Source organism: Sphingomonas sp. G5 (assembly GCF_052660795.1).
In genome coordinates, this window is sequence record NZ_CP109660.1 from 3,250,892 (window position 1) to 3,265,828 (window position 14,937).

A 14,937-nucleotide genomic window follows, 5' to 3' on the forward strand; every position below is an offset into this window, starting at 1 on the left:
GCGCGTGGCCGATCGCATCGCCGTCGACTCCGAGCTCATCGGCTCGCACGCCTCGCGGCTGAGCGCCGTGGCATCCGACATCTCCGTCGCCCGTGACGCGGGATCGTCCGGCGGATTGAACGCCGAGGCGTTCGGGGTGCTGTGCTCGTTCCTCGTGCCGCCCGCGACGATGGTGGCCGACGCCGCGCGGTCGTTGATCGGTGCCGCCGAAGACATGGTGCGCCGCTCCGCCACCGAGATCGTCGGCGTCGGCAGCGACATGGACGCGTACGAGCAGAAGGTGCTCGAGTCGATCCGCGCGTTGGAGACGGGCCTGTGAGCAACGCGCTCGTCGCAGGTCCCGTCGACACGGCGACGCCGTTCAGCGGTGCCGGCCTCCTCGATTCCGGGACCCAGTTGGCATCCGCCATCGAGTCCGGCAACTGGGTCGAGGGCGGCCTCGCGGCCTTCAGCACGGTCGTCGACACCGTCGCCACCGCCATCGACCCCCTCGGATCGCTCATCGCCGCCGGCCTCGGGTGGCTCATCGACCACTTCGAGCCGATCAAAGGCTGGTTCAACGACCTGACCGGAGACGCCGGCGCCGTCGCCGGGTTCTCGCAGACGTGGACCAACGTCCAGAACCAGCTCAACAGCTCCGCCGACTACCTCGACCGCGTCGTCAGCGACCTCGACGACATGGCCGGCGAAGCGATCGAGGCCTACCGCCGCTTCCAGACCGACGCCGCCGCCCACATCCGCGCGTCGGGCCAATGGGCGGGTGCCATGGCCACCGGACTGCAGATCGCCTCGACCATCGTCCAGGTCGTCCACGACCTCGTGCGCGACATCCTGTCCCAACTCGTCGGTTCAGCGATCTCGTGGGCCACCGAAGCCGTCGTCACCGTTGGCATCGCCACCCCCTGGATCATCTCGCAGGTCTCTTCCCGCGTCGCCAGCTGGACCGCGAAGATCAGCGGCAAGCTCACCGGTCTGCTGCGCTCGTGCGGCAAGCTCGGCGACCTGTTGACTGAGCTGCGGGCGCTGATGGCTCAGGGCTCCAAAATGTTCTCCGGTGTGCTCGACAAGGGAAGAACTGCTGTTCACAACGCCAAAGAAGCCGTCGCTGCTCTTCCGGGCGTGCGGCGGTTGGACCCGCGACGAAACAAGCTCGTGAGCGACATGGAGCAGTGGGCGTCCAACGCGCACCTGCCCGGTTACAAACCGTTCGGTGACCTGGATGGTCCGGGCTTCATCGATGCTCACCTGCGACGGTTTACGGATCGAGGATACCCAGAATGGAAATGGCCACCCAGCAACGGGTTCGACACCTCGTACCCAGTCCGACCGGCGTCCTCCGTCCTGCAGCCTGGAATGAGCATTAACCGCATCTCTCCGGTAGCAGCGGCAGACGATCTAGGTGAGTTTGCATCTCCGGCAGGCGTCAGCTTCGGAGCGCGGAGTGTACCCCCGGACCGTCTTTCGCCGAGTTTCTCTTCATACGATCTAAAAGTACTCAAGCCCTTGCCGCCGGAGGTCACATTCGGCCGGATTGCCGAGGCATTCGAGCAACCGGGCGGTGGTGTTCAGTTCCACTTTCCAGGTGGAATAAAATATTGGATCGATAACAAATTCCTAGGATAAGGAGCGTGGCGAGGTGAACTTCGAAGATCTTGTCGAAAAGGTTGAGAGCCTCCCCAACGTGGGTGAGAATTTCGGCAGCTACCTCATTGACATTGCGCGAACGGGGCGACCGAGCTCGGCGTTCCTGACCCTGATTCCGCATCCAGACGGAAGTTGGACCGCCACCCAGGGCGACTTCCGCAGCAAAGTCGAGACAGTGGTAGGTACCGATGGTGCACCCGTCCACTTCCCAGACGAGGATGCGGCCTGCCAGTGGGCCTGGCAGAAGATCAAGTCCGCCCGCTCCGGTCTTGGAGAGAGTGCCGAAGACCGCGCAGCTGCTCTCAACGACGCTCAGGTGATGTACGAACGCATCCGCAAACTGGACGAAGCGCAGGGAATCGAAAGTCCATTCGCGTAACTGAGCTTGCTGGCTCATACCGCACCGCACGAAGACTCGGCCAAGATCCACCCGCTAGACGATCTCGCCCGAGAAACCGGTCGAGCTCCGGTGGCCGCTGCGGCGGGCACGGACCTCTGTGCTTTGCATTTTCCGGTTGATTCAGCAGAGCTTCGACGACCTATGGTTGCAGATTCTGGGGATCAACCGCACTTTTACGACGGCCCCCTCAATCCAGATCCGACATACGGACAAAGTGCGGTTAGAGAGGGCGTCGGACCTTCTCAACAGATGCGATTTCTACGCAACATGGTGGGTAGGCACACAGCAATACCAAAACCCGGTGACGCACGCGACACTCAAGAAGCACTTCCGGAGACCTCTGAAATGACCGATGATCCTCGAAACGTGCTTGAGATCGCCCTAGTGCGAGGGCGCGAAAATCTCTTGAACATGCAAACGATATTTTGGGTTTTCGCATCGAGCACAATTTACGTTCCGAGCGGCACCGAACCAGGTGAGGGAATGGCAAATTTCCAGCCCGTTCTTTTCGAACGCGACGGTACCCAAATGGTGGCCTGCTATTCAGAGCTTGATCGGGGTAACGGGATTCGAGATCTCGCACCGTACATGGTGGCGATGACTGGACTGAAACTCCTCACCGGCGTCCCAAGCGACCAGGGTATCGTCCTCAACGCGGGCTCCACGATCGGTTTCGATATTGCGCCAAAGGGTATCTCGGCGATCCGCGCTGAGATTGGCCTCTGACGGGTGCGAAGCACAAATGCGCGAGATGAAATTCGAAGAACTCTGCGGCATTCTCCGCGACGAATTCGGCTCGGCCCCCGTGTCCAGCCCGGATCACCCGCACGTCGGCGACGGGGACCCCATCCTGGGCACTCTCGTCCTTTTGCACGAGAAATCGAGCGGGTTCGTAGTCGGGACGCAGGAGCGCGGACAGTGGACCGAACTCGCGCGATTCGATTCGGAATCGGACGCGTGCGCCTTCGCCCTGGATGCAATCCGGAGAAGCCGCCGACCTGGTGCGCCTCGCGACGCAGCGGAAAGAGCCGAATCCGAACGGATCAACCGCGATGCGAACGAAGCTTTGCGGCATTCACTCGGCCTGTAACCCCCGGCCGGCGCACGATTCCGAGGACGCTGTGGACCAGCCTCATGAGCTCAGCGAGGGACGCACCATGACCTCCCTCGACACCGCCCTCACCGCCTACATCTGGGCCGACGGCTCCGCCGTCCCCGGCCGGCATCCCGAGTCCGTCCCCGATCGAGCCCTCCGCGCCCGTGTCGAGGGCCTGATCGAGCGAATGGATGCCGTGACCCCCGGCGCCGACGCCACGGATCTCGCCGCGTGGGCCGACCGCACCGTCCGCGCGTTCGTGGCCGAGCGCGATCACGTCGGTGAAGCCGGCATCCGAGCCCTGTCCGCCCTTCTCAGCTGGACGTGGCGCTGACGTCAGACCTGACCGCGCGGACACGGCTGCCAGGTCGCACGACGGCGCCGCGGGGCCATCGATGTCGGCCACCAGGCCACGAATCGCGAGAACAGCTGCGAGAAAGCGGACGGCGCGGGGCGTGCGGGGAGCATGACTCCAGCCTCGCGACCGGGCCCTCCCCGCGCATCATCGCAAAGGACGAAACGTATCCACCCAGAGGATGACCCCCGCTACTGCGCGAGCAGCGTCGGATCCAATGCCTCGGCGGCCGCCTTCGCCGCCACCGGCAGCGCCTCGAGCACGCGACCGAGCGCGACCTCGTCGTGCGCCGCCGTGAGGAACCACGCCTCGAACACGCTCGGGGGCAGCGAGATGCCGGCATCCAGCATCGCGTGGAAGAACGGCGCGTACCGGTACGACTGCTGCGTGAGCGCCGTGGCGTAGTCGAGGGGCACCTCGGGCAGGAACGCGACACCGAACAGCGAGCCCGCGCGCGGGACGGCGTGCACGACGCCCTCCGCCGTCAGGGCGGCATCCAGCGCATCGGCGAGCTGCGCGGCTGCGGCGTCGACGGCGGCGTAGACCTCGGGAGTCGCGAGCCGCAGCGTCGCGAGACCCGCGGCGACCGACAGCGGGTTCCCCGACAGCGTTCCCGCCTGGTACACCGGGCCCAGCGGCGCGAGGTGGTCCATGATCTCGGCGCGACCGGCGAGGGCCGCCAGAGGCATGCCGCCGCCGATGACCTTGCCGTACGTGAGGATGTCGGGCAGGTAGCGCTCGCCCTGCGAAGCCTGCAGGCCCCAGAAGCCGGCGGGGTGCACGCGGAATCCGGTGAGCACCTCGTCCATGATCAACAGGGCGCCGTGGCTGTGGGCGATGTCGGCCAGCGCCGCGTTGAAGCCGGGGAGCGGCGGAACGACTCCCATGTTGGCCGAGGCGGCCTCGACGATGATCGCGGCGATGTTCTCGCCGTGCACCGCGAACACCTCGCGCACGGCGTCGAGGTCGTTGTACGGCAGCACGAGCGTCTGCGCGGCGATCGGAGCGGGGACACCCGCCGAACCGGGCAGCGCGAGCGTGGCGACCCCCGAGCCCGCCGCAGCCAGCAGCCCGTCGGAGTGCCCGTGGTAGTGACCGGCGAACTTGATGAGCAGATCGCGGCCGGTGACGCCGCGCGCCAGACGGATCGCCGTCATGGTCGCCTCGGTACCGGTCGACACCAGACGCACCTTCTCGATCGGCTTCAGATCGCCGACCTGCACGCGCTGCGCGACGAGATCGGCCAGCTCGACCTCGGCTCCCGTGGGCGCCCCGAAGGACAGACCACGGGATGCCGCGGACTGCACCGCCCCGACCACCTCGGGGTGCGCATGGCCGAGGAGCGCCGGACCCCATGAAGCGACGAGATCGACGTACTCACGACCCGCGGCATCCGTGATCCGCGGGCCGGACGCCGACTGGACGAACCGCGGCGTTCCACCCACGGAACCGTACGCGCGCACGGGCGAGTTCACGCCACCCGGGATGACGTCCTTGGCGCGGGCGAACCACTGGTCGTTGAGATCGGTCATGGCATCCATTCTTCCGGGCAGCACGGGGAAAGGGGTCGGATCCCGGCGCTTCACGGCCACCCGACAACCCCGCAAGACAGGGCTCAGAGCTCGGCGCGCAGCCAGCGGGCGGCCTCGACGGCCCAGTACGTCAGGATCGCGTCGGCGCCGGCACGGCGGATGCCGAGCAGGCTCTCCATGATCGCGCCCCGACGGTCGATCCAGCCGTGGGCGGCGGCAGCCTCGACCATCGCGTACTCGCCCGACACCTGGTAGGCCCAGACCGGCACGTCGACCGACGCCTTCACGTCTGCCAGCACGTCGAGGTACGGCAGGGCCGGCTTGACCATGACGACATCGGCGCCCTCTTCGACGTCGAGCAGCGCCTCGCGTACTCCTTCGCGACCGTTGCCGGGATCGAGCTGGTACGAGCGGCGATCACCCTTCAGCTGCGAGTCGACGGCCTCGCGGAAAGGGCCGTAGAACGCGCCCGCATACTTGGCCGAGTACGCCAGGATCAGGGTGTCGGTGAATCCCTCGGCATCCAGCGCCTCACGCACCGCACCGACCTGGCCGTCCATCATGCCCGACAGGCCCAGCATGGCCGAGCCCGCGCGCGCCTGCGCCAGACCCATCGCCGTGTAGCGATCGAGCGTCGCGTCGTTGTCGACGGCGCCGTCTTCGCGCAGCACGCCGCAGTGGCCGTGATCGGTGAACTCGTCGAGGCACAGGTCGGTCTGCACGACCACCGCGTCGCCGACCTCGGCCACGACGGCCTCGGTGGCGAGGTTCAGGATGCCGTTCGGGTCGTCGGCCCCGGAACCCACCGCGTCACGCGTCTCGGGCACGCCGAACAGCATGACGCCGCCGATGCGCTGCTCGGCCGCCTCGGCCGCCGCGCGGCGCAGGGAATCGATCGAGTGCTGCACGATGCCGGGCATGGAGCCGATGGGGCTCGGCTCCGTGATGCCCTCGCGCACGAAGAGCGGCAGGACCAGCTGCGAGGGGACGAGGTGCGTCTCGCGGGCGAGACGACGGACGGCGGGGGTGCGGCGCAGACGCCGCGGGCGGTGCTCGGGAAAACTCATGGGGTCGATTCGTCGGAGTTCAGGGGGAAGCGGGCGACGGCGTCGATGAGGGAGTCGACCGTCTGGGTCTCGGCCACGACGTCGACGCTGAGTCCGGCGCGCTTGGCATCCTTGGCGGTACGCGGCCCGATCGCGGCGATGACCGTGGATGCCGGGATCTCGGGGAACTGATCGACGACCTGCTCGGCCACCGAGCCACTGGTGACGAGGATGGCGTTGATACGCCCCGACTGCACGTCGCCCGCGATCTTCTCGGTGACGGGGACGCCGACCGTGCGATAGGCGACGACGCTGCGCACGTCGTGCCCGGCCTCGATGAGCAGGCGCGTGAGCACCGGCTTGGCGATCTCGCTGCGGAGGGTGAGGACCGTGCGCGGCTCGGTCTCGAGCTCGATCATCTGCTCGGCCATGCCCTGGGCGGAGTTGTCACGCTCGGGGACGAGGTCGACGCGATAGCCGACAGCCTGCATCGCAGCCGCCGTGGTCTCACCGACGACCGCGACCTTTGTCGAGGCGGGGATGACCGCCTTGTAGGCGTACAGCACGTCGACGGTGGTCGCACTCGTCAGCGTCAACCAGTCGAAAGCTCCGGCGGCGAGATCGGCGAGGGCCTCATCGAGCGTCGCCTGGTCGTTCGTGGGGGCGAAGTTGATCAGCGGCGCGATCACGGGCACGGCGCCGAGCTGTCGAAGGCTCGCGGCGACGCCGTCGCCCCAGGGGCCACCTCGCGGCACGAGGACGCGTCGACCGGCAAGGGGTTTCGGCACGCTGCCCGTCGAGGGGTTCGGCGTGTGCTGATGGCCTTCGTTCATGTGGTCGACTCTCGTGGTACCAGATCGGCCGCCCCGCGTTCGAGCAACCGACGCGCGGCTTCTTGGCCCGCTCGCGTCGCTTGCGCGATCGGTCCCCCGTCGTCGGCAGCATCCGCTCCATTGCCACTGCCCGTAGTGTCCCCACCATACCCCGGGTCGAGACGCACCGTCCGGTCTATGCCGATCCGTTGCGTTCCATCGAGAGCGTAGACGACCGCGCGCAGGCGAAGGTCGCCCTCCACGAGCGAGGCGTGCGTGCCCACGGGTGCGCTGCACCCGGCATCGAGTGCCGAGAGAACCGTGCGCTCGGCCGTGATCGCCACGCGCGTACGTTCGTCGTCCAACTGGGCGAGGGCGGCGTAGATCTCGGCATCGATATCGTCGCGCGTCTCGACGGCGAGCGACCCCTGCCCCGGAGCCGTCGGCCACTCCGACAGGCCCAGCTCTTCGGCGAGAAGGCCGCCGAGGTCTCCGCCCAGCCGCGAGATGCCCGCGGCCGCGAGGATCACGGCATCCAATTCTCCGTCGCGTACCCGGGCGAGACGCGAGTCGACGTTGCCGCGGATGTCGTGGATATCGACCCGCGGGTTGTGACGCAGCGCCTGGGCGATGCGGCGGGGCGACCCGGTTCCCACGCGCGCCCCCGCGCCGAGGGCGCCCAGAGGCGTGCCGTCGCGGGTGACGACGACGTCGCGCGCGTCCGCACGCGCGGGCGTCGCCGCGATGACGAGACCGTCGGGCTGCTGGGTCGGCAGGTCTTTGAGCGAGTGCACGAGGAAGTCGCAGCGATCCGCCGCGAGAGCCTCGCGCAGACCGTTCGCGAACACCCCGCGCCCGCCCAGCTGCGACAGCGAGGCGCGGTTGACGTCGCCCTCCGAGACGATGGGCACCAGTTCGACGGGACGACCGGATGCCGCGGACACGGCGTCGGCGACCATCTGCGACTGGGTCATCGCCAGATTGCTGCGGCGAGTGCCGAGACGCAGGGGCGCGGTCACTGAAGGATCTCGGGGATCTCGTCGAGAGTGACCAGCCGACCGGTGTAGAACGGCACCTCCTCGCGCACGTGGCGACGGGCCTCGGTGTACCGCAGGTCGCGCATCATGTCGACGAGGTCGGTGAGCACGTCGGCTTCCATCGGCAGGAGCCACTCGTAGTCGCCGAGGGCGAAGGACGCCACCGTGTTGGCGATGACGCCCTTGTACGCCGAGCCCTTCTTGCCGTGCTCGATGAGCATCTCGCGGCGCTCGGCCTCGGGCAGGAGGTACCACTCGTAGCTGCGCACGAAGGGGTACAGGCACAGCCACTGCTGCGCCTCGATGCCCCGGAGGAAGCCGGGCACGTGCGAGCGGTTGAACTCCGCGTCGCGGTGCACGCCCATGGCGTTCCACGTGGGGAGGAGGTTCTTGAGCAGGTCGGTGCGGCGCAGGCGTCGCAGGTCGCGCTGGAGCGCCTGGGGATCTTCGCCGTGCATCCAGACCATGAGGTCGGCGTCGGCACGCAGACCGCTCACGTCGTAGAAGCCGCGCACCGTGACACCGTCGGCCTCGATGAGCGAGACGAGATCGGCGAGTTCGGTCGCATCGGCGGCGGTGACCGCGTTTTCGGGATCGCGGCGGAAAACCGCCCACAGCGTGTACACAGAGGAGGAGCTGTCGTCGGACATACTCCCAGTCTCGTCCGCTCGGGGCGGCGGTCCAAACCGGTTGACTCGCCGACGAACCACCGCCACGTGCGCACGCCGCTCCCCCGTTGGTACTGTGCGACGACGGCGTCGGAGGACGTCGAGCGAAAGGCGTGCCGATGTGGTTGTACGACCTGCCCATGTACCTGGGGCTGCCGCTGTTCATCGTCCTGGTGGTCGGAGGCTCGTGCGCGATTCTGCTGGCGCTGCGGAAGTGGGTTCGCCGGGCGGCACCTCGCGGTGAGGAATGGGACCGCGTCCTTAGCTACGCGGTCGGCGTCTACGGCGTCTTCTACGGTGTCACCCTCGCTCTCATCGCCACGGCGGCGTACAGCAACTTCACCGAGGTCGACGGCGTGGTCCTCGAGGAGTCGTCGTCGCTCGCCTCGCTGTATCGCACCGCGGCCCTCCTCCCCGACCCTCAGGGCGACGAACTGCAGGCTCAGATCACCCAGTACGCCCGCAACGTCATCGACTTGGACTGGCCACGACAGCGGCGTCTGGAGATTCCGGCCGAGACGGATGCCAATGTCTCGGCCATGCAACGGGCGATCGGCGCCGTGCAGCCGACGACGGCCGCCGAGACCCTCTACGTGCAGCAGTCCCTCGATCAGTTCCAGCTGCTGGTGGAGAACCGCCGCGACCGCATCGCGCTCACCCACCTCGCGCTGCCGAGCGTGCTCTGGATCGTGCTGGGCGTCGGCGCGGTGCTCAACGCGATTCTCCTCGGGCTCATCGAGGTGCGGAACCTGCGGGTGCACCTGTTGATGTCGAGCATGCTCGCGCTGTTCGTGGCCCTGCTGCTGTACGCGATCGCCGGGTTCGACCACGCCTACGCGGGCCCGATCGCCGTGACACCGGAGTACTTCGAAGACCTGTTGAAGGGTCTCTTCGCGAACGAACCGTAGGCGGGACCGGGCGCCGGGTCACCGGTGGGTTGCCGGGGTCACGGCATCCGTTCAGGGACCGTCCCGCGGAGACCACGGCCGACACACCGCTGGATCGCCCCCCGATCCGGCGCGTCGCGGCCGAAGTCCGCAGGACGGCGGCGCTCGGGCCCCGGGAACGGCGAAGCGGCCCGACCTCCGGAGGGAGACGGGCCGCTTCGGACGATCTCAGCGCGTGTAGGCGCGGACGATGCCCCAGACGGCCAGGCCGACGAGAGCGGCGACGCCCGCGACGGCGGCGGCAGCGACAGCGGGGTTCTGCTGAGCCTTCTCGCGGATCTCCCGCACCTTGCGGTCGACGGCTTCGCTCGCGCGACGCGGGGCGTTGGCCTTGACCTCGATGGCCGCGAGAGCCGCCTTGAGCTCGGCTCGGGCCGATTTCACCGGGTCGGTGATGCCCAGGGGCACCGCCGTACGCGGGACGGGGACGGGACGATCAATACTCATCGCGGGCCTCCTTCACGATCCGGACGTCTTCGGAGATGGCCTGGCCGGGGTTCTCGCGCTTCGAGAGCTTCTTGAATCGCGAGTAGCCCAGCAGGGCGAGGATCGCGGTGATGACGATCATCACGCCGAAGACGACGAGCGCCGACAGCCAGACGGGCCACCACGACGACAGCCCCGCGATCACGAAGGCGAAGAACACCGGAATGGCCCAGAAGACGACGATGAGGGCGCCGACGAACCATCCGGCGCCGATCCCGGCGTCTTTCGCCGTGCGCTGCGCCCACGCCTTCGCCCCGTTGATCTCGGCGACGACGAGGTTGCGCACCAGCTCGGGGATGTCGCCGATGAGGGTGAACAAGCTGTCGTCGGAACGATCGCGGAATCCGCGCGGAGTGGTCATGCGTCAGCTCCCGGACGAGGTGGAGCCGCTCTTGGCCGCACGCGCGCGCGTGGTGGCCGACTTCTCCGCCTGCTTCGCGTCGTCGACGGAGTCCTCGACGACATCGGCGACCTCGTGGGCCGACTGCGTGGCGGCGCGTCCGGCGCGCTCGACGCGCTCCTGCACGGTGCCGGAGTGGCTGGCGGCGCCGGTGACCGACTTCGCGCCCTTCCACACCACGCCGGGGACCGACTTGAGGGCGGAGACACCGAACGCCTTCACCTTCTCGACCTGTCCCTGGACGACGGGCTGGTCCCAGACCTTCGCGGCCTGAGTCTTGATCTGCTCGTACCGGTCGCGGCCTGCCCGTGCGCCGAGCACGTAGCCCGCCACGAGTCCGACGACGAGTGCTGCTTTGCCCCTCATGGGGTCTCCTCACGCTCGAACGAGTGCTGGTCGAATCTCACAGTAGTCACGTATGCCGCGATCGGCATCCGCCCTTGACAGGGCGACCCGGTCGAGTAGGGATCGCGTTCAGCTCGACCAGAGCGCATCGCTGCGCACACGGTCGGCCTCATCGCGAGCGTCGGGGACGACCTGGGCGAGTCCCGTGCCCGAGATCCACGCGCCGGTGACGCCGAGACCCGGCACGGCTCGCACGGCGCCCCGCGCGGCAGCGGTCTCAGCCGCCCGCCCGATGGTCGCCGCGGGCTGCGACTGCACGTAGCGCACCCGATGGGCGTCGCGGAGAGCGGATGCCGACAACTCGACACCCAGCATCGCCGAGGCCTCCGAGAGGGCCAGGGCGGCGGCCGCGTCGTCGTCGAGGCCGGCGGTCGCGGGCTCTTCGCCCTGCGCTCCGAACGAGACGCGGACGACGTGGATGCCGGGCTCAGCGGCATCCCGAACCCAATCCCACTTCGCCGTGGAGTGCGTGAGCGCCTTCGCGACGTGGCTTCCGGGAACGGTGAGCACTCCGGTGCCGCGCGGAGCCCGGTCGAGCGCGGGGGCATGGACGACCAGGGTGACCACCTCGACGACGGGAGCGACCGGGTCGCCCACCTCGAGACCGGGGACGACGGGAGCGAGAAGTTCGCGCGCCGGCCCCTCGGGGAGGGCGACGATCACGGCCCGGGCCGGCAGCGGCTCGTCGTCGGCGGAGGTCGCAACCGCCCAGCCGTCGTCGGTGCGAGCCAGGGAACGGGCGGAGACCCCGGTGCGCACCTCGACGTCGCTGTCGCGCAGGTGCGCGACGAGAGCGTCGACGAGACGGGACATGCCCCCGGCGATCCCCTCGACCGCGCCGCCCGGGGCGGCGGGCTTCGCGGCACCGCCCGACACGATGGGGACGTCGGAGGCCGGAGCCTCGGCGGGACGCGTGGCCGCGCGGCTCGCACGGAGGTCGGCGACGGCACCCGTGAGCGACCCGGTCCGCGTGAGCGCGGCGTTCAGCCCCGGGGCCGCCAGATCGACGTCGATGTCGTCGGGGCGAGCCGAGTAGACCCCGCTCGTGACCGGAGCGACCAGGCGTTCGAGCACCCGCGCACCCAGCCGCGACCGCACCAGCTTTCCGAGGCTGTGCGCATGACCGATCGTCAGCGGAGGACGGAGACGATCGAGGTACGCCCGCCACGAACCCGACCAGCCGATGACGCGTCGCACATCGGGGGCGAAAGGATTGTCGGGGATGCCGAGCACCCCGCCCTTCGGCAGCGGCGCCGCCCCGACTCCCGGGACACCCGCGACCCACGCGCCCGCCGGGTTGGGCGAGACGATGTCGTCTGACAGACCGAGTTCGTCGAGGAGCTTTCGCACGATGCCGCCGCGCGTCGCGAAGCTCTCGGCGCCGACGTCGAGCGTCATCCCGCCGACCTCGGCGCTGCGGAGGACTCCGCCGAACACCTCGGATGCCTCGAGCACCGTGACCTGCAGGCCGACCTTCGCGCACTCGCGCGCCGCGACCAGACCCGAGATGCCGCCGCCGACGACGACGACCCGCGTCTCGTGAGCGTGACGGACGAGCCGGTCGAGGGGCTCGCTCACGCGTCTTCTCCGTGGGCGCGGGCGACGATGCGGGTCAGCACCTCGGGATCGGTGTCGGGCGGCACGCCGTGGCCGAGGTTGAGGATGTGCGCGCGCGCCGCGCGACCACGGGCGAGCACGTCGTCGACGTGCGCGGCCAGCACGGGCCACGGAGCACCCAGCAGGGCCGGGTCGAGATTGCCCTGCAGAGTGACGTCGGGGCCGACGATCGTCGCCGCCTCGTCGAGCGGCATCCGCCAATCGACGCCCACCGCGTCGGCGAGACCGCCGAGACGCATGTCGTCGAGGAAGGCGCCGGTGCCGACGCCGAAGTGGATTCGGGGCACCTCGATGCCCTCGAGGGCGGCGTGCGAGTGCGGGGCGATGAACTCGCGGAACGTCGCGGGTGACAGCGACCCCGCCCACGAGTCGAAGAGCTGCACGGCCTGCGCTCCGCCCGCGATCTGCGCATCGAGGAAGGCGCGCGAGACCTTCGAGAGCCAGCCGGCCAGGCGGTGCCACGACGCGGGATCGGCGTGCATCATGCCGCGGGCGCGCAGGTGCTCCTTGCTCGGCCCGCCCTCGACGAGGTAGGCGGCGAGGGTGAAGGGGGCACCGGCGAACCCGATGAGGGGAACCGCCTCGTCGAGCTCGGCGGTGACGCGCCGGGCCGCCTCGCGCACCGGCTCGGCCGCGGCGGCGACGTCGTCGGGGTCGATCGCGGTGATCCGCGCCACGTCGTCGGCAGTGCGGACGGGGTCGGCGAACACCGGGCCGCGACCCGGCTCGATCACGACGTCGACGCCGGCCAGACGCAGCGGCACCACGATGTCGCTGAAGAAGATGGCCGCATCCACCTTGTGGCGACGGATGGGCTGGAGGGTGATCTCCGCCGCGAGGTCGGGAGTCAGACACGCGTCGAGCATGCGGGTGCCCACACGAAGCTCGCGGTACTCGGGCAGCGAACGCCCCGCCTGACGCATGAACCACACCGGCTGCCGCTCGGGACGATCGCCACGGAGGGCACGGAGCAGGGGCGCGTCGAGGGAGGCCATGGCATCCATCCTTCCACCCGCGCCTGGGGAAGACGGGGGATGCCTTGACGTCGAGAGGCCGCCCGGAATACCCCGGGGAACGCGAGCGTAGAATATGGATGTGCTGCTGTGCGTCAGCGCGAGTCACAAGACCGCGTCCTTCGATCTCCTCGAGCGGCTCAGCGTACCCGCGACACCCGTCGCCCCCCTGATCGCCGAGCACGACGAGTGCGTCCAGGGCGCCGTCGTCGTCGCGACCTGCAACCGCTTCGAGGCGTACGTCGACATGGACGAGCCCGTCACCGCCGCGGTCGCCCTGGGTATCGAGGCCACCCTCGCGGCGATCGAGTCCGCCACCGGCGTCCCCGCCAGCGAGCTCGAAGGCTCCTACACCGTCCTCGGCGGCAGCGACGTGGCCGAGCACCTGTTCTCGGTGGCATCCGGTCTCGAATCCGTCGTCGTCGGCGAGGGCGAGATCGCGGGCCAGGTTCGCCGCGCCCTCAACGAATCGCGTCAGCTCGGCACCACCTCCGCCGAACTCGAGCGCCTGTTCCAGCGCGCGTCCGAAGCCCAGCGCGGCGTCAAGAACTCCACCGCGATCGGTCGCGCCGGACGCTCCCTCGTGCGCCTCGGCCTCGAGCTCGCCGACAGCCGGATCGCCGACTGGTCGACCCAGCGTGTGCTGCTCGTCGGCACCGGCGCCTACGCCGCCGCCACCGTGGCAGCCTTGCGCGACCAGGGCGCCGAAGACATCTCGGTCTACTCACCGTCGGGCCGGGCCGCGAAATTCTCGGTCAAGCACGGCCTGCGGGCCGTCTCGGCGGAGACCTTCCCGAGCGCCGTCGCCCACGCCGATCTCGTGATCACCTGCACCACGAGCGAGAACCACGTGCTCAGCGCCGCGACCTTCGCCGCGGGTCGGGGCGCGTACGAGACCGCCGTCGACGGCGCCGCGGGCGTGTGCCCCGTCGACCACACCGCGCGCCGACTCGTGATCGACCTCGGTCTGCCCCGCAACGTCGACCCCGACGTCGCCACCGTCCCGGGCGTCGACCTGCTCGACCTCGAGACGATCCGCCTGCACGCCCCGCTCGAGGAGCTGCAGGCCACCGACGCCGCGCGCGACCTCGTGCGCGACGCCGCCCGCCGCTTCACCTCGGTCGGCGAACGCAAGAACATCACGCCCGCCGTCGTGGCCCTGCGCGCGCACGTCTTCGGTGTGCTCGACGCCGAGGTCGCCCGCGTGCGCGCCCGCGGCGACGAGGGCGGCCAGACCGAGCAGGCGCTCCGCCATCTCGTCGGCGTGCTGCTGCACACCCCGACCACCCGCGCGCACGAACTCGCCGAGACCGGTCGCGCCGACGAGTACATCGACGCCCTGTCGGCACTGTTCGGCATCGAGGTCGCCGACCCCGCCGGCTCGGCTGCCTCGGTCGCCGAGCGTCGCGGTATCGCCGACGCGGGCTGAGGGCCCCGCCTTCGCGCACTCCGCCCTCGGGCGTTTGTCGCGCGGGCGCG

18 protein-coding genes are annotated in these 14,937 nt (G+C 69.4%); 8 read left to right on the forward strand and 10 right to left on the reverse strand.

What is annotated here, in order from left to right; all coding sequences use genetic code 11:
• The first annotated feature begins 4 nt into the window (after positions 1–4).
• The 6 genes from NE358_RS15400 to NE358_RS15425 all read left to right on the forward strand — a co-directional run bounded on the left by NE358_RS15400 (position 5) and on the right by NE358_RS15425 (position 3,474).
• Entirely contained in the window at positions 5–319 is a 315-nt protein-coding gene (locus NE358_RS15400) for a hypothetical protein (RefSeq protein ID WP_056224595.1), read from the forward strand.
• The gene (locus NE358_RS15405; protein WP_289939879.1) at positions 316–1,623 is read left to right on the forward strand and encodes a TNT domain-containing protein; all 1,308 of its coding nucleotides are present in this window, start codon (positions 316–318) and stop codon (positions 1,621–1,623) included. Before NE358_RS15400 ends, NE358_RS15405 begins: the two co-directional genes overlap by 4 nt.
• 13 nt (positions 1,624–1,636) lie before the next feature.
• Positions 1,637–2,023, forward strand: coding sequence for a hypothetical protein (locus NE358_RS15410; protein WP_116239493.1), 387 nt, complete (start codon positions 1,637–1,639; stop codon positions 2,021–2,023).
• 366 nt (positions 2,024–2,389) lie between these two features.
• Entirely contained in the window at positions 2,390–2,770 is a 381-nt protein-coding gene (locus NE358_RS15415; RefSeq protein ID WP_147301859.1) for an SseB family protein, read from the forward strand.
• 16 nt (positions 2,771–2,786) lie between these two features.
• Entirely contained in the window at positions 2,787–3,134 is a 348-nt protein-coding gene (locus NE358_RS15420; RefSeq protein ID WP_499318050.1) for a hypothetical protein, read from the forward strand.
• A gap of 67 nt (positions 3,135–3,201) precedes the next feature.
• Positions 3,202–3,474, forward strand: coding sequence for a hypothetical protein (locus NE358_RS15425; RefSeq protein WP_289939888.1), 273 nt, complete (start codon positions 3,202–3,204; stop codon positions 3,472–3,474).
• A 212-nt stretch (positions 3,475–3,686) separates the two neighbouring features.
• Here NE358_RS15425 and hemL read toward each other — a convergent pair whose 3' ends face one another.
• The 5 genes from hemL to hemQ form a co-directional block, all read right to left on the reverse strand.
• A complete protein-coding gene (gene hemL, locus NE358_RS15430; protein ID WP_116239711.1) occupies positions 3,687–5,027 on the reverse strand; it encodes a glutamate-1-semialdehyde 2,1-aminomutase in 1,341 nt (446 codons plus the stop codon).
• A gap of 83 nt (positions 5,028–5,110) precedes the next feature.
• Positions 5,111–6,094: a porphobilinogen synthase gene (hemB, locus tag NE358_RS15435; protein ID WP_116239495.1), complete on the reverse strand. Its 984-nt coding sequence runs from the start codon at positions 6,092–6,094 to the stop codon at positions 5,111–5,113.
• Positions 6,091–6,906 carry a uroporphyrinogen-III synthase gene (locus tag NE358_RS15440; RefSeq protein WP_103208068.1) on the reverse strand — a complete coding sequence of 272 codons (816 nt, stop codon included), beginning with the start codon at positions 6,904–6,906 and terminating at the stop codon, positions 6,091–6,093. Before NE358_RS15440 ends, hemB begins: the two co-directional genes overlap by 4 nt.
• Positions 6,903–7,904: a hydroxymethylbilane synthase gene (gene hemC, locus NE358_RS15445; protein ID WP_141378288.1), complete on the reverse strand. Its 1,002-nt coding sequence runs from the start codon at positions 7,902–7,904 to the stop codon at positions 6,903–6,905. Before hemC ends, NE358_RS15440 begins: the two co-directional genes overlap by 4 nt.
• Positions 7,901–8,572 carry a hydrogen peroxide-dependent heme synthase gene (hemQ, locus tag NE358_RS15450; protein ID WP_103208063.1) on the reverse strand — a complete coding sequence of 224 codons (672 nt, stop codon included), beginning with the start codon at positions 8,570–8,572 and terminating at the stop codon, positions 7,901–7,903. The genes hemC and hemQ overlap by 4 nt, the downstream gene beginning before the upstream one ends.
• 137 nt (positions 8,573–8,709) lie before the next feature.
• Between hemQ and NE358_RS15455 the strand changes: the two genes are divergently transcribed.
• Positions 8,710–9,498 (forward strand): bestrophin-like domain, encoded by a 789-nt coding sequence (locus NE358_RS15455; RefSeq protein WP_103208060.1) that lies wholly within the window; start codon positions 8,710–8,712, stop codon positions 9,496–9,498.
• 207 nt (positions 9,499–9,705) lie between these two features.
• Here the strand turns inward: NE358_RS15455 and NE358_RS15460 are convergent, their stop codons facing one another.
• The 5 genes from NE358_RS15460 to hemE all read right to left on the reverse strand — a co-directional run bounded on the left by NE358_RS15460 (position 9,706) and on the right by hemE (position 13,440).
• Positions 9,706–9,984 carry a hypothetical protein gene (locus NE358_RS15460; RefSeq protein ID WP_103208057.1) on the reverse strand — a complete coding sequence of 93 codons (279 nt, stop codon included), beginning with the start codon at positions 9,982–9,984 and terminating at the stop codon, positions 9,706–9,708.
• The gene (locus NE358_RS15465; RefSeq protein WP_103208054.1) at positions 9,974–10,384 is read right to left on the reverse strand and encodes a phage holin family protein; all 411 of its coding nucleotides are present in this window, start codon (positions 10,382–10,384) and stop codon (positions 9,974–9,976) included. Before NE358_RS15465 ends, NE358_RS15460 begins: the two co-directional genes overlap by 11 nt.
• Before the next feature lie 3 nt (positions 10,385–10,387).
• The gene (locus tag NE358_RS15470) at positions 10,388–10,789 is read right to left on the reverse strand and encodes a hypothetical protein (RefSeq protein WP_174799712.1); all 402 of its coding nucleotides are present in this window, start codon (positions 10,787–10,789) and stop codon (positions 10,388–10,390) included.
• 108 nt (positions 10,790–10,897) lie between these two features.
• A complete protein-coding gene (gene hemG, locus NE358_RS15475) occupies positions 10,898–12,406 on the reverse strand; it encodes a protoporphyrinogen oxidase (RefSeq protein ID WP_289939901.1) in 1,509 nt (502 codons plus the stop codon).
• Positions 12,403–13,440, reverse strand: coding sequence for a uroporphyrinogen decarboxylase (gene hemE, locus NE358_RS15480; RefSeq protein WP_141378290.1), 1,038 nt, complete (start codon positions 13,438–13,440; stop codon positions 12,403–12,405). The genes hemG and hemE overlap by 4 nt, the downstream gene beginning before the upstream one ends.
• Before the next feature lie 100 nt (positions 13,441–13,540).
• On the opposite strand from hemE, the gene NE358_RS15485 reads away from it, so the two are divergent.
• A complete protein-coding gene (locus NE358_RS15485; RefSeq protein WP_103208591.1) occupies positions 13,541–14,887 on the forward strand; it encodes a glutamyl-tRNA reductase in 1,347 nt (448 codons plus the stop codon).
• The last annotated feature ends 50 nt before the right edge of the window (positions 14,888–14,937 follow it).

Excerpts from the sequence above, each read along its gene's own strand:
- NE358_RS15440 (WP_103208068.1), bottom strand. The coding sequence starts at position 6,906 with ATGAACGAAGGCCATCAGCACACGCCGAACCCCTCGACGGGCAGCGTG.
- NE358_RS15460 (WP_103208057.1), bottom strand. The coding sequence starts at position 9,984 with ATGAGTATTGATCGTCCCGTCCCCGTCCCGCGTACGGCGGTGCCCCTG.
- NE358_RS15415 (WP_147301859.1), top strand. The coding sequence starts at position 2,390 with ATGACCGATGATCCTCGAAACGTGCTTGAGATCGCCCTAGTGCGAGGG.
- NE358_RS15420 (WP_499318050.1), top strand. The coding sequence starts at position 2,787 with ATGCGCGAGATGAAATTCGAAGAACTCTGCGGCATTCTCCGCGACGAA.
- NE358_RS15465 (WP_103208054.1), bottom strand. The coding sequence starts at position 10,384 with ATGACCACTCCGCGCGGATTCCGCGATCGTTCCGACGACAGCTTGTTC.
- NE358_RS15425 (WP_289939888.1), top strand. The coding sequence starts at position 3,202 with ATGACCTCCCTCGACACCGCCCTCACCGCCTACATCTGGGCCGACGGC.
- hemB (WP_116239495.1), bottom strand. The coding sequence starts at position 6,094 with ATGAGTTTTCCCGAGCACCGCCCGCGGCGTCTGCGCCGCACCCCCGCC.
- NE358_RS15470 (WP_174799712.1), bottom strand. The coding sequence starts at position 10,789 with ATGAGGGGCAAAGCAGCACTCGTCGTCGGACTCGTGGCGGGCTACGTG.
- hemQ (WP_103208063.1), bottom strand. The coding sequence starts at position 8,572 with ATGTCCGACGACAGCTCCTCCTCTGTGTACACGCTGTGGGCGGTTTTC.
- NE358_RS15455 (WP_103208060.1), top strand. The coding sequence starts at position 8,710 with ATGTGGTTGTACGACCTGCCCATGTACCTGGGGCTGCCGCTGTTCATC.
- hemL (WP_116239711.1), bottom strand. The coding sequence starts at position 5,027 with ATGACCGATCTCAACGACCAGTGGTTCGCCCGCGCCAAGGACGTCATC.
- hemE (WP_141378290.1), bottom strand. The coding sequence starts at position 13,440 with ATGGCCTCCCTCGACGCGCCCCTGCTCCGTGCCCTCCGTGGCGATCGT.